Origin of the sequence: Roseivirga sp. BDSF3-8, from assembly GCF_041449215.1 — a bacterium.
GTDB lineage: Bacteria > Bacteroidota > Bacteroidia > Cytophagales > Cyclobacteriaceae > JBGNFV01.
On sequence record NZ_JBGNFV010000001.1, the window covers coordinates 3,815,230 to 3,840,378 of the forward strand.

Annotated in this window: 4 protein-coding genes; all 4 read left to right on the forward strand. The window is 53.7% G+C overall.

The genetic code is table 11. From position 1 onward, the window contains the following. Positions 1-6: 6 nt before the first annotated feature. The 4 genes from AB9P05_RS16065 to AB9P05_RS16080 are packed head-to-tail and all read left to right on the forward strand — an operon-like array spanning position 7 to position 25,126. A complete protein-coding gene (locus tag AB9P05_RS16065; RefSeq protein ID WP_371909846.1) occupies positions 7-4,497 on the forward strand; it encodes an amino acid adenylation domain-containing protein in 4,491 nt (1,496 codons plus the stop codon). A 5-nt stretch (positions 4,498-4,502) separates the two neighbouring features. Beyond that, complete coding sequence (locus AB9P05_RS16070; RefSeq protein ID WP_371909847.1) at positions 4,503-7,121, forward strand: amino acid adenylation domain-containing protein; 2,619 nt, start codon at positions 4,503-4,505, stop codon at positions 7,119-7,121. A gap of 33 nt (positions 7,122-7,154) precedes the next feature. Beyond that, complete coding sequence (locus tag AB9P05_RS16075) at positions 7,155-11,702, forward strand: amino acid adenylation domain-containing protein (RefSeq protein WP_371909848.1); 4,548 nt, start codon at positions 7,155-7,157, stop codon at positions 11,700-11,702. A 29-nt stretch (positions 11,703-11,731) separates the two neighbouring features. After that, a complete protein-coding gene (locus tag AB9P05_RS16080) occupies positions 11,732-25,126 on the forward strand; it encodes an amino acid adenylation domain-containing protein (protein WP_371909849.1) in 13,395 nt (4,464 codons plus the stop codon). The last annotated feature ends 23 nt before the right edge of the window (positions 25,127-25,149 follow it).

Here is a 25,149-nt window from a genome sequence, read left to right on the forward strand (position 1 = left end):
TTTGCTGTGAAGGAATTATCACGCGATAATATTCAGGACATATACGAACTGGCCCCCGCCCAGGAAGGCATGTATGTACACCACACCACCGGCGGAGGGGCAGGAGATTACTTTCGCCAGATCCGCTACCGGGTGCATGGTGACCTTGATGCTGCTCTGGTACGGCAGTCCCTGGCCGTGGTAGTGGGCCGTCATGATGTGCTCAGAACCGTATTTAACAGCAAGAAAACTGACCGTAACCTGCAGGTAGTGCTGAAAAAGCGTGAGGCCGTCTTTCACTATGAGGACATAAGCCATATGACTGCGGACAGCCAGGTAAGCTACCTGAACAGAAAAAGTGAAGAACAGCTGTCCCGGGGGTATGACCTGGGCAGGGACATGCTGCTGCAGGTATCCCTGTACAAGGTAGGCGAAACTACCTATGAGTTCTTCTGGAACTATCACCACATTATCCTTGATGGCTGGAGTACGGCTGTGCTGTCTGAGGAATTCTGGTTTACCTACCAAAACCTGAAGGCAGGCAGGGAGGCTTCACTTCCTGCCGCCGTGCCATTTCGCCAGTACATCCTGTGGCTACTACGTACCAGGGACCATCCCAAAGCCCGTCAGTGGTGGAGCGATTACCTCTCCGGCTATCAGTTGACCCCGGTACTGCCTGTGAAGCATACCACCAGCCGGAAGGCTGAGGAGTACATTAAGCTCCCGGTAACTTTTTCCGCAGCGCTTACGGCTCAGTTGGAGCAAGTGGCAAAAGAACATCATGTCACCACGGGCCTTTTACTACAGGCAATCTGGGCCGTATTAGTGGCAAAATATAATGGGACCTCTACCGCCCTCTTTGGTCTGGTAGTAAGCGGAAGGCCTACCGCCCTGCAGGGAATGGACAGAGCGGTAGGTAATTACATCAATGTGGTGCCTGTAAGGATCAGTGTGGAGGCCTCTCTACAGGATATTCTGAGCCGTCTGAAGCAGGAATTTATCCAAAGACAGGAGGTAGAATACCTTCCTTTAAATGAAATCAGTGGAAAACAGCCCAGCCAGGAGCCTTTGTTTGACCATGTACTGGCGTTTGACAACTTTCCCATCCAAAACCAGTCCCGTCCGGTGGAAGACGGCCTGCAGTTTGAAAATTACAGCTTTTACGGCCGCACCAACTTTGACCTGAATGTTAATATCCGCATGGGTGAGCAGATCCGGCTTAGCCTGGATTTTAAAAGCGGTGTATTTGAAAAAGACATGGTGACCCTGGCCGGTAAGCACCTGCTGCATATTGCGCAACAGTTGGCAGAGGGCGTAACCCCGGCGGGTATCCGGCTGACGGATGCAGAGGAGGAAGCCCGGGTGTTGGCCCTTGGCGCACCTCCCGCCTTTGCCTTACCGGAGTGCACTGTACTGGACACGTTCACCGGACAGGCCAGGAGAAATACAACGAAGGCAGCCATTACCGATGCGAGCGGCACGCTTACCTACGCCGGACTGAATAGCGAGAGTGACCTTCTGGCATCAGAGCTTATAGCCCGTGGAATAAGCCATGGCGACCGGGTAGGGGTTCATATAGATCGCGGTGTCCGGGTAGCCACCTGCCTGCTAGCCATTTGGAAGGCTGGTGCGGTGTACGTGCCCCTGGATATGTCCCTGCCCACTGAGCGTGTGGCCTACATTATTGACGATGCAGGCATTAAGTTAATTTTGACAGGCCCAGAGGAAAATCAGGCCGGTTTCACCTGTAAGACCCTGAGCCTGCCAATGGAATACGGTACACCGGATCAGCCCCTGCCAGCACCTACTGCGCTGTATGATACGGCCTACATCATTTACACCTCAGGCACCACCGGCATGCCCAAAGGGGTGCCGATCCGGCATGAAAGTATTGCCGACCGTATCGGGTACCATAATGCTTACCTGCCGGTATTGCACGACAGCAAGGTGTTGCAGTTTGCCTCACTTAGTTTCGATGCTTCACTGGTGGAAATACTCATGCCCCTGTGCAGTGGCGGCACCTCGGTAGTGGCAGGGAGTGAGGTTAAGGCAAACCTGCACCTGCTCACAAACTTTATTTCAATCCATCAGGTGAGCCATGTCATACTGCCGCCTGCCATATTGCGGGCCCTGGAGCGCGATCCGCTGAAAAGTGTAACTACTATCATCAGCACCGGTGAGGCTGCCGCACTTGAAGAGAGCCTTTATTATGCCAGGCATAAGAAGTTTGTAAATGGCTATGGCCCCACCGAGACCTGCGTTGGCGGCGCGTTTTATGAAGTTAAGCCAAACCCGGCACATGCATCTGCTCAATCGCGCAGCATACCTATCGGCCGGCCATTTGCTAATACCCGCATTTACATCCTGGATAAAGAGGGAAGCCTGGCGCCGGAGGGTCATCCGGGGGAAATCGTAATCAGTGGTATCGGGCTAAGCTCAGGGTACCTGAATCGCCCGGACCTAACCGGGCAGAAGTTCACCGGAAACCCCTTCACACAGGAAGAAACGTATGAGCAACTCTACCACACCGGCGACCTTGGCCGGTGGAATGAAGCAGGAGAGCTGGAATACCTCGGCCGCATTGACGATCAGGTACAGGTACGGGGCATCCGTGTGGAAATGAGCGAAATAGCGCATGCACTGCAAAGCATACAAGGTATAAAGGATGTAGCCATTATCCCTCATCAATCAGGGAGTGATACCCTGCTGATGGCCTGCTACAGCGGCTTGCCTCAGGACAGTCATGACCTGAGAAAACATTTGGTTACCGTACTGCCTGCCTACATGGTGCCTTCGCGGTTTATTTATTTGCCCGAACTACCTCTTACTCCCAATGGCAAGGTGGATAAGAAGGCCATACTGCAACATTTGCCCCAGGAAAAGTCATCTGAAGGGAAGCTCTGCCAGACAGAAACCGAAAGGCTGTTTGCCGGATTGTGGCAGGATATTCTCGGGGCAGACAACGTATCAGCCAGTGCTGACTTTTTCGAGCTTGGCGGCCATAGCCTCAAGGCGACTGTGTTTATCTCCAGGGTGTATAAAGAGACTGGTATACGGTTAAATCTCGAGGACATTTTCCTCTTTCCAGTGCTGGAAGAACTGGCCCGTCATCATGACACCATCGAAAGGGATGCCACCCCTGTGATAACGCCAGCCCCGCAATGTGATGATTACCCGCTGACCTCGTCCCAATACCGGATATGGCTGGCCTGTCAGTTTTCGGCAAACCCGGTTTCTTACAATGTAGTTACGGCCTATACCCTGGAAGGCCGGTTTGATATCAATGCCCTCCGGCAGGCCTTTGAGGCTCTGCTTCAGCGGCATGAGAGTTTGCGCACGCGCTTCATCACCATAGCAGGCGAACCCCGCCAGTGCGTACGACCGGATGCCGAACCGGAGTGGCTGGTGAAAGATATCAGCGCCCACCCTGAAGCAGCCGGGCTTACTGACCGGGAAGTGCGTCAAATGCAGGAAAAGCCCTTTGACCTTCGTGAGGGCAACCTGCTCAGAGTTACCGTGCTCAAGCATGCGGCTAATCGGCACGTAGTCATATTTGCGACCCATCACATTGTATGCGATGCCTGGTCAGTTAAGGTGATGACCCGTGAGCTATTCAGAGACTACAATGCACTTGCCGAAGGAAAAGCTCCGGAGCCGGTACAGCTACCTGTGCAGCAGAAAGATTTTGCCGTATGGCAACAGCAGAACGGGCTCTCTGACAAAGACAGAAACTACTGGCATAAAACACTGAACGGCATAAGCCGCCTGCAATTACCCCTGGACTACCCCCGCCCCGAAGTAAGGAAAGGACTGGGTGACAGTTATCAGCGTACACTGCCCAAATCGATGGCCGACTCCCTTACCGGCTTGGCCGTGGAGCGAAAGATGAGCCGGTTTATTGTGTTGCTGGCAAGCGTGAAGGCCTTGCTTTTCAGGTTAAGCGGGCAGGCAGATATCGCTGTGGGTACCACCATCAATGGCAGAGACCTGCCCGAGTTGCAGGACCAGATTGGGTTTTACCTAAATACGTTGGTGCTGAGAACGCAAGTACATGAGGATGAAACCTTCCTCACCCTTTTGAATAAAGCGGCCGGTACTGCCACCAGTGCCTACCGCCACCAGGATTATCCCTTTGATAAACTGGTAGAGGAGCTTGAAGCCGGAAACCAGCGAAACCAGGGGGCATTTTTTGATGTGCTGGTGGAATTAATCGACCTGAAGTCTGTAAGCCAGACCTCCGGCAGACTCAACGGCCTATCGCTTACAGAATGGCCATGGCAGAAAAATCATAGCAAGCACAGCCTGGCCTTTCGATTTATCGAAAAAGAAGATGGCCTGGATCTGAGCCTTGAATACGACACGGAACTATTTAGCGCAGACACCGTCTCCGGGTTGCAGGATATGTACCATAGCCTGCTACAGGAGCTTACCAGTGACCCTGCGTCACCCATTATTAACCCTTCACCGGAAGTTGTTACCAGCCGCTCTTCCGACTCATCATTGGATTTTAATTTTTAAGCAGAATGAAAAGCACTGATCGTCTTGAACTGACAGGCCATGCATTCAGAGAGTTTTTACTTTTTTGGAAGAGCAAGCGGGCCGATTACCGGGAGGGTATCAATTTTTTGCCTGTAAACGATACTCCCCGGGGTACTTTTCAGACTGTGGAGCACGCGGTATCTGACCAGGCCAGCCAGGCCATTAATGAACTTACCGGCCAGCGTGGTCCTGTGGTTTGGGTCAGTGGCGTGGCGGCCATCTCCTGCCTGCTGCAGCGCATAGGCCTGGCGGGAGAGCATCTTATTGCCCACGCACCGCTGTATGGGGTAAGCGAGGAGGCAGAGGTACGCAGAACCCTGTACACCCCCTTATTGCTTGAAGTAAAAGAAGAGAAGGAGGGTACCCCTCTGCTGGTAAAAGACCACCTGGTGAGTATTCAGCAGCAGATAAAGGCTGGTGTACCCTACCAGAATTACCCTGTGGAGGTACTGGAAGCACCGGGCGGGAGCCCTGTTTTCCCCACCGGCCTGCTGCTAAGCTCTAATATTGTCCACCACTATGAGTTGCCGGAAGATGATGCCTACCCGCTCCATATCCGGATACTACTGCAGGATGGCCGCCTCAACATACAGTATCGCTTTGAAGAGGCCTGTCTGGGGTACGAGGAGATAGCTATTTTTCATAAGAGACTGGAACAGGTGTGGGGCTTTATGAATAATAAACAGGCTCTTTTGGAAAACGCTCCCGTACTGCTGGAAGAGGAGTACGCTAGCCTTGAACAAGGACTGCTGACCGAAGAAAAGAACTATGCAGAAAGTGTGAACATCCTCACCATGCCCGGCCTGTTTGCCGGGCAGGTAAGCCGCACGCCTGAGGCGCCCGCTCTGCGCTATGGCAGTACCACACTGACTTACCGTCAGCTAGACCGCCTGGCCCACCGCCTGGCAGCAGAGCTGGTGGCAGTATATGATATAGGGCCCGACAAGGAGGTGGCCTTGCTTATGGACCGGCGGGACTGGACCGTCACCAGCATACTCGCCGTCTGGAAAACAGGCGCCTCCTATCTGCCCCTTGACCCCGGCTATCCTGCAGAACGGATACACCAGATCATGACCGAGGCAAAGCCGGCTATGTGCATAAGCCAGTCCGATTACCTGGACCGGCTGAGCGGGATAGAGACCGGGCTATTTGCCTATGACATTCAGGCCGATATGCTCGAAGACAGGCAGGATTACGCATTTGACAGCCATGCCCGCCCGGCAGATGTGGCCTACACCATTTACACCAGCGGGAGTACCGGTAAGCCCAAAGGGGTGGAAGTATCTCACGCAGCCATTTGCAACACGTTATTATGGAGAAAAGAGGCTTACCGGATGGGAGAGGATACCACCTGCCTTCAGATGTTCTCTTATGCGTTTGACGGCAGCCTTACCGACAGCTTCACCGCCCTGATAGCAGGTGGCTGCCTTGCGGTGCCGGAAGAGGACAAAAGGGAACGGCCCGAGGCGATGAAAGTCTTCCTGACAGAAGCCGGCATTACCCATTTCATCACCATACCCTCATACTACACCGCCTTGCTGGATGCATGGGAGGGAGCCATGGAGGGCCTGAAGGCGGTGACCCTGGCCGGAGAGCCTACCCGGAATGAACTGGTGGAAAAGCACTACCGTAAGCTGCCCCAAGTGAAGCTGATAAATGAATATGGCCCCACGGAGAATGCCGTAGCCAGTACCTGGTCTGAACTGCACAGCGGACAGCCCGTCTCAATAGGCAGGCCGGTGACGAATGTACAGGCTTACGTGGTAGATGATAAATTGCGCCTGACAGCAACGGGTGCAGATGGTCAGCTGGCCCTGGCGGGGCCTCAACTGGCCCGCGGGTACCGCAACATGCCGGAGCTTACCAGCCGCAAGTTTATTCCCCATCCTTTGGGTAGGGGAGAGCGCCTTTACCTTACCGGGGACAGGGCGCGCCTGATGGCTGACGGTAACCTGTACCTGGAAGGCCGGATAGATGAGCAGGTCAAAATACGCGGCTACCTGGTAGAATTATACGAGGTGGAAAAAGCCCTGATGGCGCTGGATGGCGTGGCACACGCTGTGGCTGCTGCACGCAAAGATGCTACAGACAAGCTGGTGCTTTGTGCCTGGGTGGTGGGAACTACCCCGCTTGATACGGATGGGCTGAAAAATGCCCTCACCCTGCCCGCTTACATGGTGCCCGCTCATATACTGCAGACCGATAGCCTGCCCGCAGGGGCTTCCGGTAAAGTGGATAAGAAAAAGCTTCCCGATCCCTTTGCCGGTACATCTGTTGCCGCCGTATTCGAACCACCACAGTCCGAGAATGAAATAGCCCTGGCCGAAGCCTTTCAGCAGGTATTACAAGCGGAGAATATCGGGCTGAACAGTAACTTCTTTGATATGGGCGGAGACTCCATCAAGGCGGTTCAGATTTCTGCCGAAATGTACAAAAAAGGGTTTCTCCTTGATGTGAAAGACATGTTTAATCACGGCAGGCTGCGCGAGCTGGCTGCCCTTGCCACCAAAAGCACTGCAGAGAAAGACGAATCCTTGTCGGGTCACCGGATCGAACAGGACCACGAGGATATGGAGACCGTTAAAGCCATGTTCGGGCGTTGATTTCACCACTATTTTTTAATGCACTCTCATTTTATGCACCAGATCGAAAACACCTACCCACTTACCCCCCTCCAGGAGGGCATGTTTTACCATTACCTCAAGTCCAGCGAATCCAATACGTACATTACCCAGATAGATTATGAGCTAAAAGGGGCCGTAGATTCGGAGTTGGTACGCCGGGCTTTTGATACGATTGTGGAAAGGCATGATATACTGAGAACCTCCTTTCTGAACGAGGGACTCAACAACCTGACCCAGGTGGTATGGAAAGAGCGTACCTGTCCCTTTGACACTATGGACCTGTCCGGCAACGAAAACGCCGCTAAGCAGGAGGAGATACTGAAGCAGGTAAAGTCCGGGCAGTATGAGCAGGCATTTGATCTGGAGAAAGAGCCCCTCATGCGCCTGAACCTTATTCGTCTGGATAAGGACACCTGGCGCATGGTATGGACCTATCACCACATCATACTCGATGGCTGGAGCTGCGGCATCCTCCATCAGGAGTTTTTTCACTGCTATTATGCCTATTATCAGGGTACTGAAGAGGCCCTGCCACCGGCTCCCCAGTTCAGTAAATACCTGAAATACCTGGAGGGTACGAATAAAAAGGAAGGAACTGCTTACTGGAAAAAATACCTCGAAGGGTACAATACCATCGCCAGCCTGCCCGGCAAACATGTGCTTACCACTGAAGGGGTGGCCTATGATAATGAAGATATCTACCTGGAGCTGGGAAAAGACCTCAGCGATTCGCTGAAGCATCTGGCCAGAGAGCGCCGTACCACGCTCAATACCATACTGCAAGCCGCATGGGGACTGCTATTGGCAGAGTACAACGAATCTGAAGACGTGGTTTTCGGTACGGTCGTTTCAGGCAGACCTGCCGGCCTGCACGGAGCAGAGTCTATCGCCGGGCTTTTTATCAATACCATTCCCGTGAGGCTGTCTTTTGATTCGGGGCAGAACTTCTGGGACCTTGTGGCAGCTCATCATACGCGTGCCCTTAAGGCAGAGCCTTACCACCATATTGCCCTGGCGGACATTCAGGCAAACTCTATACCCGGTCATGACCTGGTAAATCACATATTCGTGTTTGAAAATGCTCCTCTGGACAAATCCAGTGAGGAAAAAAGCGGCGATGCACCCTTTACCATTCGCCAGGTAGATGGCTATGCAGAAACCAATTATGACTTTAATGTCAATATTCTGCCTGCTGACCGTATACTGTTCCGGTTTGACTTTAATCGTAATGTCTTTCACCGCCATTCGCTGGAAGATTTCATTGCCCACTACCACCAGGTACTGCGACGCATAGCTACCGGTGAATCTTTCACCCTGGCCTCTCTCACCGCTCTTTCGGAGGAGCAGAAATCTGAGCTACTAAAACTGGGAACAGGACCGGAAGCAGACTATGGCAAAGGCCGTACGCTTAGCCAGGTGCTGCAGGAAGTTACAGCCCGGCAGTCTGACAAACCGGCGGTACGCTGCGGAGAAGAGACATTAAGCTACGGAGAACTTGACCAAAAGGCCACCCTGCTGGCCCGCCACATGCAGGCTAAGGGCGTGCAGGCAGGTGAGGTAGTAGCCGTGATGGCTTACCCCTCTCAGTTGTCCATCATTGCCCTTTCGGCCATTATCAAGACAGGAGCCATTTACCTGCCTGTAGATACCTACCTGCCGAAGGAGCGGGTGATCCATATGATCACTGATGCGGGGGCCAGGCTCATCCTTACTGAAATGATGATGCTGGCCGATGCACTTGAGCTGACCGGCTACGCTGATATGCTGATGTTGGATGACATAGAGGAGGTAAAAGACGCGGCACTCAGTGAAGTAGTAATCTCTCCGCATGACATCGCCTACATCATTTATACCTCCGGCACCACGGGTACTCCCAAGGGCGTACAGATAAAGCAGGAAAGTATCATTGACCGGGCCATGGATCATATTGCCTACCTCCCTGTCAGTGAGGATGATACTGTGCTTCAGCTAGCCTCTCACAGTTTCGATGCCAGCCTTATGGAGGTATTTATGGCCCTTATGAGCGGAGCCACCCTGGAGATGGCCCCGCACGATATTCGCAAAAATGTACCAGCCCTAATCGACCTGATCGATAGCCGGAAGGTAAGCGTGTGTATCATGCCACCTGCCATCATCCGCCTGCTGGAGAGAAGCCCGCTTCCCGGCCTGCGTGTGATCATCAGTACCGGTGAGGCAGCTACCCTGGAGGATAGTTTGTACTATGCCCGTAGCAAGCGGGTGCTGAATGGCTATGGCCCTACTGAGACTTGCGTGGGGGCCTCCTTTGGGGAGGTGCATGCAGATAAAGCAGAGGCTTACCGCCATGTGAAGGCTATACCGATAGGCAAGCCTTTTGCCAATACGACCATCTACCTGCTGGGTAAGGGTGATAAGCTGGTGCCCAAGGGAATGACCGGGGAAATTTGCGTAGGAGGCATCGGCCTGGCCGAGGGGTACCTGAATCACCCGGAACTTACGGCAGAGAAGTTTATTCCCAGCCCCTTTGGCGAAGGGTGCCTGTACCGCACCGGTGACCTTGGCCGATGGAACGGCCAGGGGGAATTGGAATACCTGGGCAGAATAGATGAACAGGTACAGATAAACGGCATACGTGTGGAACTGGCCGAAATAGAGAACCTGCTTATGAAGCAGGATGGCATTATCTCAGTGGCCGTAAAGGTTCAGGAAAATGAGAAAGGTGAGAAGGCACTCATCGCCTACTACACAGCACGCGAAAGTCTGTCCCTGCTCGGTATACGTGAGTACCTGGGCGCACACCTGCCTCACTTTATGCTTCCTGCCTATGCCATGCAAATGGATGAGCTGCCCCTTACGTCTAATAATAAGACAGATAAGAAAAAACTACCCGAAATAGACCCCGCCCTCTTTCACGATACCGAAGCCTACCGGGCACCGGAGACAGAAACGGAAAGTAAAATGGCTGAGATATGGGAGACCATACTGGAGAAAGAGATGCTCGGCATAGATGACCATTTCTTTCATGTGGGAGGCCACAGCCTGAAAGGTATTCAGATCATCAGTCGCATATACAAGGTATTTGACCGGCGCATCAGCCTGGCCGACCTGTTTGCCCACCCCACCATTGCCGGCCTGTCAGCCTACCTGGACGGACAGGAGCATACCACCTATCAGGCAATAGCCCCTCTGCCCGCCCGGGATCACTACCCGCTCAGCTTTGCCCAGCTACGCCTCTGGTTACTGGGCCAGCGCAGCGAGACCGGCGGTGCCTATAATGTACCGGCAGCGTATGAGCTGGTGGGTGACGTGGAAACAGACAAGCTGGAGAGCTCGCTGGCGGCGGTAATCAACAGGCATGAAATACTGCGGACTGTGTTTGTAGAAGTGCAGGGCGAGCCTGTGCAGAAGATACTGCCCGATGCTGCCTCCACCGGGTGGAGGCTCCATGTGGTTGACCTGAGTGACAATGACCAGGCAGAAGAAATACTGGAAGACCTGGCAGCCGAGAATTTCTCAGCCCCTTTCGACCTGTCCAGCGGACCCCTGCTACGTACTACACTCGTGCACATGGCGCCCGGCAGGCACGTACTTCTGTTTACCATACACCATATCGCCAGTGATGGCTGGTCGGCCGGTCTGCTCTTCAGAGACTTTAGCCAGTACTATAATGCGGCTGTAAGCAACGTAGCACCCGGCCTTGTACGGCTTACGGTTCACTATAAAGAGTTTGCCGACTGGCAACGCAGGCAGCTTTTGGAAGAAAATGCTGCCCCGCACCGGGCTTACTGGCTGCAAAAACTGGAGAACCCACCCCTCACTGTAGTAGCGGGTGATAAGGAGAGGCCACGGGTGAAGTCTTACACAGGGCAGACCATTGCGCACCCCTTCGACCAGGAGGTATACAAAGGCCTGAAAACGCTGGCGGAGGATGCTGGTGTAAGCAAATTTGTGCTGCTGACCGCATTAATAAAAACGCTGATAACCCGCATGACCGGCCGTACCGACCATGTGGTGGGCACGGTGATAAATGCCCGTGGTCACGAAGACTTTGAGCACCAGGTGGGGATGTTTACCAACACCCTCGCTCTGCGTACCCGGGTGGGTAGTGAGGCCACATTTGCCGACATGCTGCAGCAGGTCAGGCAAACGGTGGTGGAGGCCTTCAAGCATCAGAAGTACCCCTTTGAGCAGGTGCTGGATGACCTGCGCTACCAGACCCCTGAGGGCCATGCCCCATTGTTTGATATCATGGTGGTGCACCAGGATGAGAACAGGCAGAAATCTTCCCGTCTCAAAGGCGTGGAACTGAAGCCTTATAAGCTGGATGTACCCATGAGCCGCTACGACCTTATTTTTGCCTTCAGGGAAAATGAAGAAGGCCTGACCCTGGGTGTCGAGTTCAGCGAAGATCTCTATAAAGAATCTTTTATTTACGCCATGCTGGCGCGTCTGGATCTGATAATAGACCAGATACTTTTTGATAAAAACCAACCCCTTAACAGCATCAGAATCGATCTGGAAGAAGAAAGAGAAGTGGTGGCTTCGGCCAATGCCATCGACCTTGACTTTGACTTCGATTAACTCTCCCACAAGCAAGCTGTATTGACTTTATGAGCAAGGAAAATATTCTTCGCAAGCGGTTTCTGTATCAGTACTGGATAGAGAAAATAAGCGCCGCACGCCGCACAGTATCACCCCTTACTGCCCTTGACCTACAGGAGGTAACCGGGGCAGATATGCCAACAGATGGTGCCTGTACCGGTAAGCTACCCGTATCAGTAAGCCAGGCTGTAACCCAAATGGCCAAGGGAAACCCCCTGGCCATATCGGCCCTGTGTATGGCTGCTACGCGGCTGCTTGTGGCCCGTTACTTTCCCGAAGATAAAGGGCTTTTGGCCAGTCCTCCGGCACTGAGTACGCCGGGAGAGGCACCGCTCTTTTACCAGATCGAGCTGCAAGAGCAGGGAACGGCCAGGGATTTGCTGATCGCTACCCGGCAGGAGATTAAAGAAGCCATGGGTAGTGGCGATTACGATTTTGAGACTTTGCTGACGGAGGCTGATTCGCTTGATCCTGTCACCTCCGGGGCTTTTACATTCACCTGCCGGCATGAAGGGGTTCATGCTGTGATGCCTTCGTATGCAGGCTGGCAGTTTACTACTGCCCTGGCAGAAGGTACGCTGGAGCTTTCCTTTTCCTGGCAGCATTCGCCTATGCATGAGGCCGTGGCAAATCAGATTCACCGGCATTTCATCAATCTGCTGGCCCAGATTGTGGCAGACCCTGCCGTACAGCTTTCGGCCATAGTCCTTGCCGATGAGATTGATGTGGCTGAGTTTGCCGAGCGTAGTCCCGAAGAGGAAACAGCTCTGGTGCACGCGCATGTAGCCGAATTATTTACCCATCAGGTAGAACAAACACCGGCTGCAAGGGCGCTGGTGTTTGGGGAGACGGTCTTAACCTATGACCGGCTTGGTGCTGAGGTGGACAGGCTGGCCGCCTGCCTGGCTTCCAGGGATGTACACAAGCGCCCTGTAGGCGTATTGCTTTCCCGCAGCCACCGCTCGGTGATTGCTATGATGGCCATACTGAAAGCGGGAGGGGTGTATCTGCCGCTTGATACCGCCCTGCCGCAGGAGCGTCTCCGGACCATTGTGGACATGGCCCAACCTGCTCTGATATTGACCGAAGAGGAAGTAGCCGGACTGCTGAATGGCTCTGCCTGCCCACGCATGGCCTGGGAAGCGCTTGAAGAAACTTATCCGGCAGTGAGCATGCCCGTAATATTGCCGGAAGACCCCGCTTATCTTATCTATACCTCAGGCTCTACCGGCGTGCCCAAGGGGGTGGAGCAAACGCACAAAACCCTGATCAACCTCATGGAGTGGCAACGGGCACAGAGCGGTATTGATACCGGCCTCAGCTACCTCCAGTATGTTAGCTTTGGGTTTGATGTGGCCCTGCAGGATGTGGCCTACGTACTCGGTTACGGTGGAGAGTTGCATGTATTGCCCCAGGCACTCAAGCTTGATTTTCCTGCCATCGCTAAGTATGTAGCTGACCATGATATTGCCACCCTTTCGCTTCCCTGCTCAGTGCTGACTAACATTTTTGCTGATAAGGAACACCTCTTTCAGCGTCATGCACTACGGCACATCATTACCGCAGGAGAGCAATTAATGATCTCGCCTGCACTGGCAGATTTTCTAAAGAAAAATCCTGAGGTACAGTTACATAATCACTATGGCCCTACGGAATCTCATGTAGTTACTACGCATACCATGTGTGCCGGAACAGGCCCCCTGCCGGTAAAGGCTCCCATCGGAAAGCCGGTACAAAACACCCGCATTTACATCCTGGATGCAAGTGGCCGGCAGCAGCCCGCCATGCTGCCCGGCGAGCTGTTCATTACCGGCCATCACCTGGCTAATGGCTACCTGAATGAAGTGGAACGAACAGAAGAGAAGTTCAGGCACATGCCGCTGGCTATTGGTGAAACCGAAAGGGTATACGCCACTGGCGACCTGGCCCGCTGGCTGCCAGACGGAACTATCGAATACCTTGGCCGGGTGGATAACCAGGTAAAGGTGCGTGGTAACCGTGTGGAACTGGGAGAAGTAGAGCGTGCCCTGCTCCGGATAGATTCTATTGCCGAAGCGGCCGTAGTACTCCGTCACCATGCAGATGGTAGCGGCTACCTGGCGGCCTTTTACACAGCAGGCAGCGAGGCACCGGGTGAAGATACCATACAGGTCACCTTGTCTGCTTCCCTGCCGGATTATATGGTGCCTTCTGTATTTGAGATACTGACCTCCCTGCCCCTGAACCCGAATGGCAAGGTGGATAGAAAGCTGCTTTCGCGTATTGAAATCACCGAAAAGTCAGGCTTGGTAGAGCCCCGATCAGATATGGAGGTCATGCTGCTGGGTATATTCCGTAAGCTGCTGGAAAGAGACGATATAGGCATTACTGACAACTTCTTTACCCGGGGCGGGCACTCGCTAAAGGCCATGCGGGTCATCAGCCATGTGCTTAAGGAAACGGGCGTGGAAGTAAACCTGAAGGATTTCTTTGCTAACCCTACCGTCATCGGGCTATCAGAATTGCTGGCTGCAAAAGGGACTGATACGGTGTATAGCCACCTGCAGCCTCTGCCGGAAGCGGCTCACTATGCGCTGTCTCACAGCCAAAAGCGCCTTTGGTTACTACAGCAGGCAAACCCTGCGGACGTCGCTTACAACATGCCCTATGCCTACCGGCTGGAGGGGGCTCTTGACCTGGACGCTTTCCGAAGCGCCTGGCAAACTATAGTGGAAAGGCACGAAGTACTACGGACGATTTTTCCTGAGGTCAAGGAAGGGCCTGTGCAAAAAGTAATTCCCGTCTCACATGTTATTACAGCCATCCCTTTAGAAGATGTGCAGTACAGCTCAGATCCAGAGGCCCTGGTGAGAGAGGCAAATCGTACACAGGCATCGAAGCCATTCGATCTTACCGGGGAACTGCCTTTCCGCATCAGCCTGTGGCAGACTGCTGAGGATACCCACATCTTACTGCTTACCCTTCACCACATTGTGTGTGACGGGTGGTCTATGGAGATATTACAAAGGGACTGGCTTAAGGTATATCACGCCCTTATTCAGGATGAAAGCCCCCTGCTTCCCGGGCTACCTATTCAGTACAAGGACTTCGCCCACTGGCAGAACAGCAACCTGGAAGACGACCGGGCAGAAGCTCACCTTGCCTACTGGCAGCGTGTGTTTAGTGAAGAGATTCCTTCGCTGGATCTTTTTTCCGACAATAACACAGATGCTCCTAAGGAAACAGGTACCACCGAAATAGCCCTGGATGAGTCACTGGTGAGTGAGATAGAAGCCTGCGCCGCGGCCAGGGAGATAAGTCCCTTTACCGTGGTGTTCTCGGCTCTTAATGCCCTTCTTTATCGCTACACCGGCCGCACGGATATCGTGATAGGCTCGCCGGTAGCAGGTCGCCAGCACCCCGACCTGGAGGACCTTATCGGGGTATTTATCAATACCATCCCTTTCCGCACCCGATTCAGTGAAGCAGAAGGGTTTGATAAGCTGATAGATGAGGCAAAAGAGGTCATGATGGGAGGGCTGGAACACCAGGTTTATCCTTATGATCTCCTGGTGGAAAAGGTCAGTTCAGCCGGTACCCGGGGATCAGGCCAGCTCTATGAAGTAGGGGTTTCCTGGCATGATACTTATACTGAAAAGCCTGTTGTAGAACAGGGTAGTCTGGGCATTTCACCCTTTGATGGGGACATACAGGTGGCGAAGGCCCCGGTATGGTGGCACGGATTTTATAACAGAGGTTCGCTTAGTCTTGGCCTTGAGTATGAAAAAGACCGGATTAGCGATCGTATGGCCGAAGGGCTGCTGGCTCACCTGGTGGCCTTACTCAGAGAGGCCATGCGGCAGCCTTCCGCACCCATTGCCAGTCTTTCATATTTCACATCCGGAGAAACAGAAGAATTACGCAGGCTGGGAGAGGGCCTTTCCGGCCATGACGCTGACCTTACGGTTATAGATATCTGGAATAAAAACCTGCCCTGGTTTGCCGATCTTCCGGCTGTTTCAGACAGTGTACAGACACTTTCTTATGCCCGGCTCGAGGAGCTGTCTAACCAGCTCGCCAGGCATATGAGAGAGGAGTGTGCCATCCGGCCCGGCGACCGGGTGGCACTCCTTTCCGGCAGGTCCTCACTATCGGTAGTGGCTATGCTGGCCATACTGAAAGCACAGGCAGCCTATGTGCCTTTCGAAACAGACCAGCCCGAAGCCCGCCTGCAGGCTATGACAGAGGATGCCAGCCCGGCTATGTTCATGACCGATATGGATCACCTGGATGTGGCCATGGGTAACTTTCAGGGTCCCCTGTTCGCCCTGGATCTGCAACTGGACAGCCTGACGGACTCGCCGGATCCACTCAAACTGACCGGGCACGGGGACCAGCTCGCCTACATCATGTATACCAGTGGCTCCACAGGTATGCCTAAGGGCGTCATGGTACCTCACCGTGCTATTGTGAGATTGGTAGAAGATCCCGGTTACGTGATGTTATCAGCCGGGGACCGCCTGCTGCAGACCGGCTCGATGGCATTTGATGCGGCTACATTTGAAATATGGGGCATGCTGCTTAACGGTGGCTCCGTTCACCTGAGCGACAAGGAAGACCTGGTAGATACCGGCTCACTAAAGGAAATGATTACCTCCAAGGGTATCACGACCATGTGGATGACCTCTGCCTGGTTCAACCAGGTATTGGATACGGATATCACGCTGTTCCAAAACCTGCAGCACCTCCTGGCCGGAGGGGATAAACTTAGTCCCTCACACATAGCCAGACTCAGAAACCAGTACCCGGACCTGAATATCATTAATGGCTACGGACCCACAGAGAATACTACTTTCTCCCTGTGCCATAGCATAGAAGAAAGCGATGGCGAAACTGCCATACCTATCGGCCGGCCTGTGCGGGGTACCTCCGTTCACCTGCTGGACCATCATATGCAGCCTGTACCGGCCGGCGTACCAGGGGAGATATGCTTTAGCGGTACCGGTCTGGCTACCGGGTATCTGAATAATCCCGAACTCACGGCTGAGAAATTCATTACCGATCAGGCTGCCGGCACCGTCTACTATAAGAGCGGTGACATTGGCCGTTGGAGAGAGGACGGCACCCTGGCATTTCTGGGAAGAAAAGACGACCAGGTAAAGATCAGAGGATTCCGGCTAGAAACAGGAGAAATTGAAAATGCCATCGAGGCACTGCCGGAGATAGAACAGGCAGTGGTGGTGAGGCGACACACCGACCAGGGTGAACTATTCCTGGCCGCTTACTATACAGGAGCCTTTCCGGCAGAAGACCTACGTAAGAGCCTGCATAGCCGGCTACCCTCCTACATGATGCCTGCTCACCTGGAGCAAGTAGAGACCATACCCCTGACCCGCAACGGAAAGGCAGACCGGAAGGTGCTGGCCGAAAGGCCCCTGAGCCTTGCCGTGACCACGCTGGAAGAGGGGAATGGGGTGACTGAAAAAGTCCTGCTGGACATCTTCCGGCAGGTGCTTAACAGGCAGGAGGTAGGTATCCACGATGACTTTTTTGATAAGGGAGGTCACAGCCTCAGGGCCATGCAGCTTGTGGCTGAGGTAAAGGAGAGGCTGGGAGTGGAAGCCCGGCTACGTCACGTATTTGAAATGACGGATGTGTACAGCCTGGCGCAATGGCTGGACACTCAGCTTGTGGCAGATCATAAGCAAGTATGTCCTGTAGAGGACCAGACCGATTACCCCCTGAGCCACTCGCAGCAGCGGCTCTGGATGTATCAGCAGACGCACGCCGGGGACACCTCCTATCACATGCCCTTCCTGTTCAGGATAGAAGGTGCGCTGGATATCACGGCCTTCAAAGGAGCTTGGAAAGAACTGGTAAAACGCCACGAAAGCCTCAGGACCCTCTTCCGCTCAGTAAAAGGCGAGGCGAGGCAAATCGTACTGCCGCCTGCTGAGGCTACTGTGCCTGTGCACATCGGTGAATTGATTGACTGCAGCAGTGAAGCTTTCGAGGAAGAGGTGAAAAGCCTTATTGCAGACCCCTTCAGGCTGGACAAGGGTCCCCTGTTTCGCCTTCATTGCTGGCCCTCCGGTGTGGCAGAGCATACGGTACTGCTCGTAATCCATCATATCATCTGTGATGGCTGGTCGCTGGGGGTACTGCAGAGAGAGTTTCTGGCGCTTTACGAAAGTCAATTGACCCATGCTCCGGATTCGCTTCCTAAAATGGAGGTACAATACCGTGATTTTGCGGTATGGGAACAGAGCCGTCTGGCGGAAGGCAGCTATCAGATACAAAAGGAGTTTTGGAACAACCTCTTCTCCGGTGAACTACCGTCACTTAATCTGCCCCTGGTGCACCACAGGCAGGCAAATGGTGAGCGAAAAGCAGCCTCCACAGGGCTGCGTATAGAAAGCGCCGTGTACGAAGAGGCTATAAAAAATACCCGGGGAGCAGAAGCTTCGGCCTACTCCCTGGTTCTCACCGCAATCAAGAGTCTTCTCTACCACTATACTCATCAGACGGATATCGTGGTTGGCTCTCCGGTAGCAGGGCGTACCCAAAAGCCTTTGCACAATCAGATAGGCTTTTTTGTCAATACCCTGGCCCTGCGCAGTCAGATAGACCCTTCCCTGGGCTTTATCGACGTACTTAAAAAAGAGCACCAGGCATTCATGACGGCTTCCGATCACCAGGAGTACCCCTTTGACCTTCTGGTGAAGGACCTGGACGTAGAAATAGACCGTACCCGCCATCCCTTGTTTGATGTGGGGTATTCATGGCATGAAGGTTACACAGATGGCAATGATAGCAGGGCAGGAATCACCCTGCATACGCTGCCTGCCGGGTTCGAATCAGCCCGGGCGGATCTCTGGTGGCATGCGCGCACTGATGATAACGGGGATCTGCTGATAGGAATGGACTATGATGCCTCCCTGTTTGACGAGGCATTTATCAGCCGCCTGCTCGGTCACTTCAAAAAAATTCTCAAAAGCATTGCCGATAAGCCGGGAGCACCCGTCTCATCCCTGTCTTATATGGATGAGGGGGAGAAAAACAGGCTAATGGCATGGGCTCGCGGCAGTGTGGCCCCTGCAGCCAAAGAAACCGTGACCGGCCTGTTTGAAAAAGTACTGAAGGCCTACCCTGATCATGTGGCGGTAGAGCTGGGTGACGTCTCCCTGAATTACAGCTCGCTGAATGAGCGAGCCAACCGGGTAGCTGCCTGCCTGGTGAATGCTCATAACGTCAAACCCGGTGCCCATGTGGCCCTGCTGGTTAATCGTAGTCTGCAGGTGCCGGCTATTATTCTTGGTATACTGAAAGCAGGTGCCGCTTATGTACCTGTGGACGATGCCAGTCCGGTAGAGCGTATCGGACAGATCATATCGGACGCTGAGGCGGCTGCCGTTATTTACGATAAGGACCTTGCCGGCTCCCTCCCTGACTCATGTCCGCCTGCTATTAGCAGTGAGGAGCTTTTCCATTACTCATCCAAAGGCTTTACCCCGGTGACGAATGGGCCCGATGACCTGGCGTACATCATGTATACTTCCGGATCTACCGGTAAACCGAAAGGCGTAATGGTCCCTCACCGGGGCATTGCCCGGCTGGTACACGGTACCAATTTTGTCCCCCTGGGATCGTTTACGCGCTCGCTGCCTACCAGCTCGCTCGCTTTTGACGGGGTCACCTTCGAGTTCTTCGGTCCGCTGCTGAATGGCGGAACTATCGTAATGGTGGCGAAAGAAGACTTGTTGAACCCCAGACGATTGGCCGAAATTATCGAGCAGAAGCGCATCACCCACATGTGGATGACCTCTTCATGGCTGAACCAGGTCATTGATGAAGACCCCGGTGTGTTTGCGTCGCTGGAATACTTACTGGCCGGAGGTGATAAGCTATCACCCAATCACCTTGGCAAGCTGCGGGAAGCGTGCCCGGACCTGCTGCTCATTAATGGCTATGGCCCTACGGAAAATACGACCTTCTCCCTGTGCCATACGATAGAAGAAATTGATCCTGAGGGCATACCCCTGGGTAAACCGATCAGAGGGACCTCTGCCTACATTCTTGACTCTCACCTACAACCTGTGGGAGAGGGGATAGAAGGCCAGCTATACCTCGGGGGAGACGGTCTGGCCCTTGGCTACATGAATGACGCCCGGCAGACTGAAGAACGCTTTATTCCCAATCCTTTTGGAGAGGGCTGCCTCTATGCCTCCGGCGACCGCGGCAAGTGGTTGCCGGGTGGCATTGTGGCTTTCTGTGGCCGGATGGATGACCAGTTGAAAATTCGTGGATACCGGATAGAACCCGGTGAAATAGAGACCCTTATAGAAGCATGCGAAGGAGTAGACCAGGCGCTGGTATTGCCTAACCGCAAAACCAGCGAAATAACCCTGGCCGCTTTCTATTCAGGAACTGTCGAGGTGGAGACGCTCAAAGGCGAATTACTGAAAAAACTGCCTGCCTATATGGTACCCGGCTGCATGGAACGCTTGGAAGCGCTGCCCCTGAACAGGAATGGCAAGGTGGATAGAAGCAAATTGCTGGAGATGATTCCCTCAGGCTCTGGCATAGCGGACTCATCACATTCGCTGCCTGTCAGTGACCCTGTGCTCAGCAGGGTGCTTGACCTGTTCAGGGAGATTCTCGCCAATCATGCCATCGGACCTGATGATGATTTCTTTAACGCAGGGGGGCACTCACTGAAAGGACTCACCTTTACCAGCCGCATATACAAGGAATACGGAATAGACCTGACGCTAACTGACCTTTTTGAGTACCCCACGGCGCTGACTATGGCGGAAAGGCTGAAGGAGGAAAACATAGGTAAGTTGTATACGCCCATTGAGCCTGTTCCTGAATCGGAGGATTATGTGCTGTCGCACAGCCAGAAGCGGGTGTGGATACTGCAGCATATGAACCCTGAGCTCACGGCTTATAATATGTCCTTTACCTACCGGGTAGAAGGGGACTTTACAGACGGTGAGATAGCTTTAGCCCTGCGTACCATTGTGCAACGGCATGAAAGCTTCCGTACTGTATTTATTGAAAAGAATGGTGAGCCCCGCCAGCAGATCATTCCTTTTGAGGACATCACCCTTGCTATAGACATCGTGCAGGCTGCAGGAGAGGAAGAGGCGCTTGACCTGATGGAGCAAAAGCTACGTGAACAGAACATGAAGCCGTTTGACCTTTCTGCCGGCTTACTTCTGCGGATGGCCCTGGTACGTGTGGATGATCAGAACACAGGTCTTTGCCTTACCCTTCACCATATCATCGGAGATGGCTGGTCGCTGGAGATTTTCACCCGGGAGTTGCAGACTATTTTACTACATCAGCGTGGTGAAGGCCCGGCTCCGGAGGCACTGGCCATTCAGTACAAAGACTTTGCCGCCTGGCAGCAGCATCAACTGAGCGGTTCTGGCCTGGCGACACACCGTGCCTACTGGCATGAGCGCTTCTGTACGCCTATTCCCGTACTGGATATGCCTCTTACCTATGAGAGACCGGCTAGCCGGACCTACGCCGGTGAGACTATCCACCATACGCTGGATAAGGGCTACGCCCATAAGATGCTGGCCTTTGCCCGCAACGAAGGGGCCAGTGTTCATAGCCTTCAGCTTGCAGTGGTCAATGCCCTGCTGTATCGCTACACCGGGCAGAATGATATTGTATTAGGCCTGCCGGCTACGGGTAGGAGTCACCCGGACCTGGCCGGACAGATCGGGTTCTTTATGGATACTATTGCCCTGCGTACGGTTTTTGATGGCGGGGATAAGGCAAGCGATCTGGTTCATAAGACCCATAAGCGCATGATGGAGGCCTTCACCCACCAGGCCTATCCTTTTGATAAGCTAGTGGAAGACATTCAACTGCCTTCACCAGCCAACCGTCATCCTCTCTTTGATGTAATGGTCATTAACCAGATCATTAGTGATAAGGAAGCGACAGGCGGCCACCTACCCACTCAAAAGGCCCTTGTGAAGTCCTATCAGATGGCTCCTGTAAACAATGAGGCCAAGTTCGATATCACGGTAAGCTTTTTTGAGACCGATACCGGTTTAGAGCTTACCATACAGTATAATAAGGCCTTGTTCAGCAAGCCCTTTGTACAGGATATGATGGGTCACCTGCTCCGGCTGCTAGACTGGATGCTGAGTGGTGAAGATTGCTCACTTGATGAGACCGCTATGCTCTCTGCGGCGCAGGTTGACAGTCTGCCGGTAACGGATAAAGAGGCAGCGGCCGTATCCGAAGAGGATTTTGTCACGAGGGTGCTTCGCCAGGCAAGCCTTACACTGGAAGCACCCGCCGTGCTATACGAGGGTCACCGGATGACGTATGACCAGCTTGTGAAAATGAGTGGCAGGCTGGCCAATTACCTTATGGAAACAGGGCTGAAGGGTAATGGAGAAACGGTGGCCTTATGCCTCAGACGCACTGATAAACTGCCCGTAGTACTCTTAGGAATTTTACGCGCCGGGGCTGCCTTCCTGCCGCTGGATCCCGAACACCCGGCCGAGAGCATCGCCTATAAGCTGCAGGATGCCGGGGCGGCTGTATTGCTTACGGATTCCGGGGCCGGACCGGATGCCTTCGAGGGGACCGCTCTTGCACTGGATGCGATCTGGGGCGAGCTGGAAAGCTACTCGCCGGATGTGTTCATAAGTACCCGCCCTGAATCACTGGCATATGTCCTTTATACCTCCGGCTCCACCGGCCGGCCTAAAGGGGTGGCCATTACCCGGGCCAATTTCAGCTTCTACATAAACTGGGCGGACGGATACTACTTTAATGACCAGGGAGGCCACCACTTCCCCGTATTTACCAGCATCGCTTTTGACCTGACGTATACTAGCATCTTTTCACCCCTTTTGCGGGGTGATTTTATCCGGCTTTACGATCAGGCAGACGTGGCTGAAAGCCTGAAAGCTATTCTACTACCGGAATCCGGCCTTACCGCCATCAAGCTTACCCCTTCGCATGTGCAGATGATTGACATGCTGGGCCTTGAGCGTACGGGCATTGGTACAGCTATTATCGGTGGGGAGGCCCTGCGTGCCTGCCATGTGGCGATACTGAAAAAGCTTAACCCGGCCATGCGCGTATTTAATGAATACGGGCCTACAGAAACTACCGTAGGCTGTACGATCAAGGAAATAGAAGCGGATGCCGATATCACTATCGGTAAACCGATCAGCGGGGCGGGGGCCTATATCATGCGAAACGGCCATCTGCAACCGGTAGGGGTACCCGGGGAGCTGGCCATAAGCGGCAGGGGAGTGGGGCAGGGGTATGTGAACCGGCCGGACATGACTGCGGAAAGATTCATAGATAACCCCTTCGGTAGGGGCAAATTATATCGCACCGGGGACTTGTGTAAGTACCTGCCCAACGGGGAGATCGCCTACCTGGGGCGAATAGACCACCAGGTGAAGATTCGTGGCTATCGGATAGAGCCGGGCGAAACTGAAGAGGCGATAAGCCAGTGCCCCGGAGTGGATGAGGCGATCGTGGTGGTACAAGGTACTGTTGCTGATCCTCTGCTGGCTGGCTACTTCACCGGTACGTCCAAAGCAGAGGAAGTTATGGACATCCTGCGTCAGAAGCTGCCTGCCTATATGATCCCCTCACGCCTGGAGGCGCTGGAATCTCTGCCCCTTACGCCTAACGGAAAAGTCGATCGCGCCAGCCTGCAGGCACGGGAGGTAGCCGGGCCCGTACGGGAGATAAGGCAACTGCCTGTGGATGCTACGGAAGCCATGGTGGCCGAGGTTTTTGCGGCGGTGCTGGGCCTGGACAGCGTAGGTACAGACGAGGACTTCTTCTCACTGGGTGGCCACTCTTTAAAAGCCATGCAGGCGATCAATAGCCTCACGGAAAAGACAAATAAAGACCTTAGCATCAGGTCGATATTTCAATTCCCTACGGCAAGCGGGCTGGCAGAGCATCTGAAACAGAAGGACGTGGAGTGTCTGACAGATATGCCTCTGGCCGAAGAGAAGGACAAATATCCTGCGACCCACGGGCAGACAGGCCTGTACCTGAAACACCGGTTTAAGAAATCTGCCTTTGCCTTCAATATGATGGAGCAGGAAGTCATGCAGCATGCTGATATGCCTGCCCTGCGACAGGCCCTGGCAGCTATGATTTCGCGCCATGAGAGCCTGCGGACGCGATTCTCCGCAGATGATGAGGGCAAGGTATGGCAGCACGTCATTCCTGCCGCCGAAATGCCCGAGCTCCTGTGCGAATATGACCTCAGGGAAAGGGAGGATGCCGCAGAGGTGTGCCATCAGGAGATAGGCAGGCATATAGCTCGCAGGTTTGACCATAAGACCGGACCGCTGATGATGGTGTATGCTTATCACCTGCCCGGGGATGAAACCAGGCTGTGCCTTGTCATAGACCACATCATATCCGATGCATGGTCTATGCAGACCTTCCGCAGTGAACTGCTTAGCTTTTACACCTACTTCAGTACGGGGGCGGCAGAACTGCCCGCCTCTTTGCCTGTTCAGCTAAAAGACTATGCCGTATGGCAGCAGGCCATGCTTGCCGGACCAGGGGCAGATACAATGAGGACCTACTGGCATGACCTTATGCGAACCAGACCGGAAGCCCTCAAGCTGCCCTATTCCTTTGAAAAGGCTGTGGTGACCTCGCACAGGGAGCGCCTGCAACGAGACATGGATGCTTACTTCCATCAGGTGCCGGTCCCTTTACAGGTAACGATGTACCGGACGCTTTTCAATGCAAAGCCTCTTGAAAATGGTGGTGCCTTTGCCCTTTTCTTGCACGGCGATACCTACCATAAGCTTACCGCGCTGGCAGATGGCCTTGGCATAAGCATGTTTGCGTTGCTTACTGCCAGCCTGTACATGCTGGCTGGGCGCCTTTCCGGTCAGAGGGATATCTGCCTGGGTTCACCGGTGACCATCCGTAACCGGCCGGAGCTTAATCTTCAACTGGGCTGGTTCCTGGACACTCTGCTGCTACGAACCACATTAGATCCACATCAGCCTACGCATGACTTTCTGAAGCAGGTAAATGAGGAAAATGCGCAGGCTATGGAAAACAGGCTCTATCCATTCGAATACATATTGGAAGACCTGGATGTAAGTACCGACCTGGTGGGTGCGTTGTTTATTCACCTGATCGATTTTACGCGCCACGGGGCATTGCCGGAGAGTAAAAAGGAGGCAGTGCACCGTGATAAGGGCACGCCTACGTTCGATCTCAATTTCACTTTTCATCAATACACGGACGGCCTGCAACTGATCATAGACTACCGGCCAGAGCTATTCACTCCTTCACGGATAGAGGATATCTCCGGTATATACCTGAGTCTGCTAGGAAACATGGCTTCCGATACGCATAGATCTGTCATAACGCTATTGTCTGATGCCTGAAGAGGCTGCGGACAGGCATTTTA

Excerpts from the sequence above, each read along its gene's own strand:
- AB9P05_RS16070 (WP_371909847.1), top strand. The coding sequence starts at position 4,503 with ATGAAAAGCACTGATCGTCTTGAACTGACAGGCCATGCATTCAGAGAG.
- AB9P05_RS16080 (WP_371909849.1), top strand. The coding sequence starts at position 11,732 with ATGAGCAAGGAAAATATTCTTCGCAAGCGGTTTCTGTATCAGTACTGG.
- AB9P05_RS16075 (WP_371909848.1), top strand. The coding sequence starts at position 7,155 with ATGCACCAGATCGAAAACACCTACCCACTTACCCCCCTCCAGGAGGGC.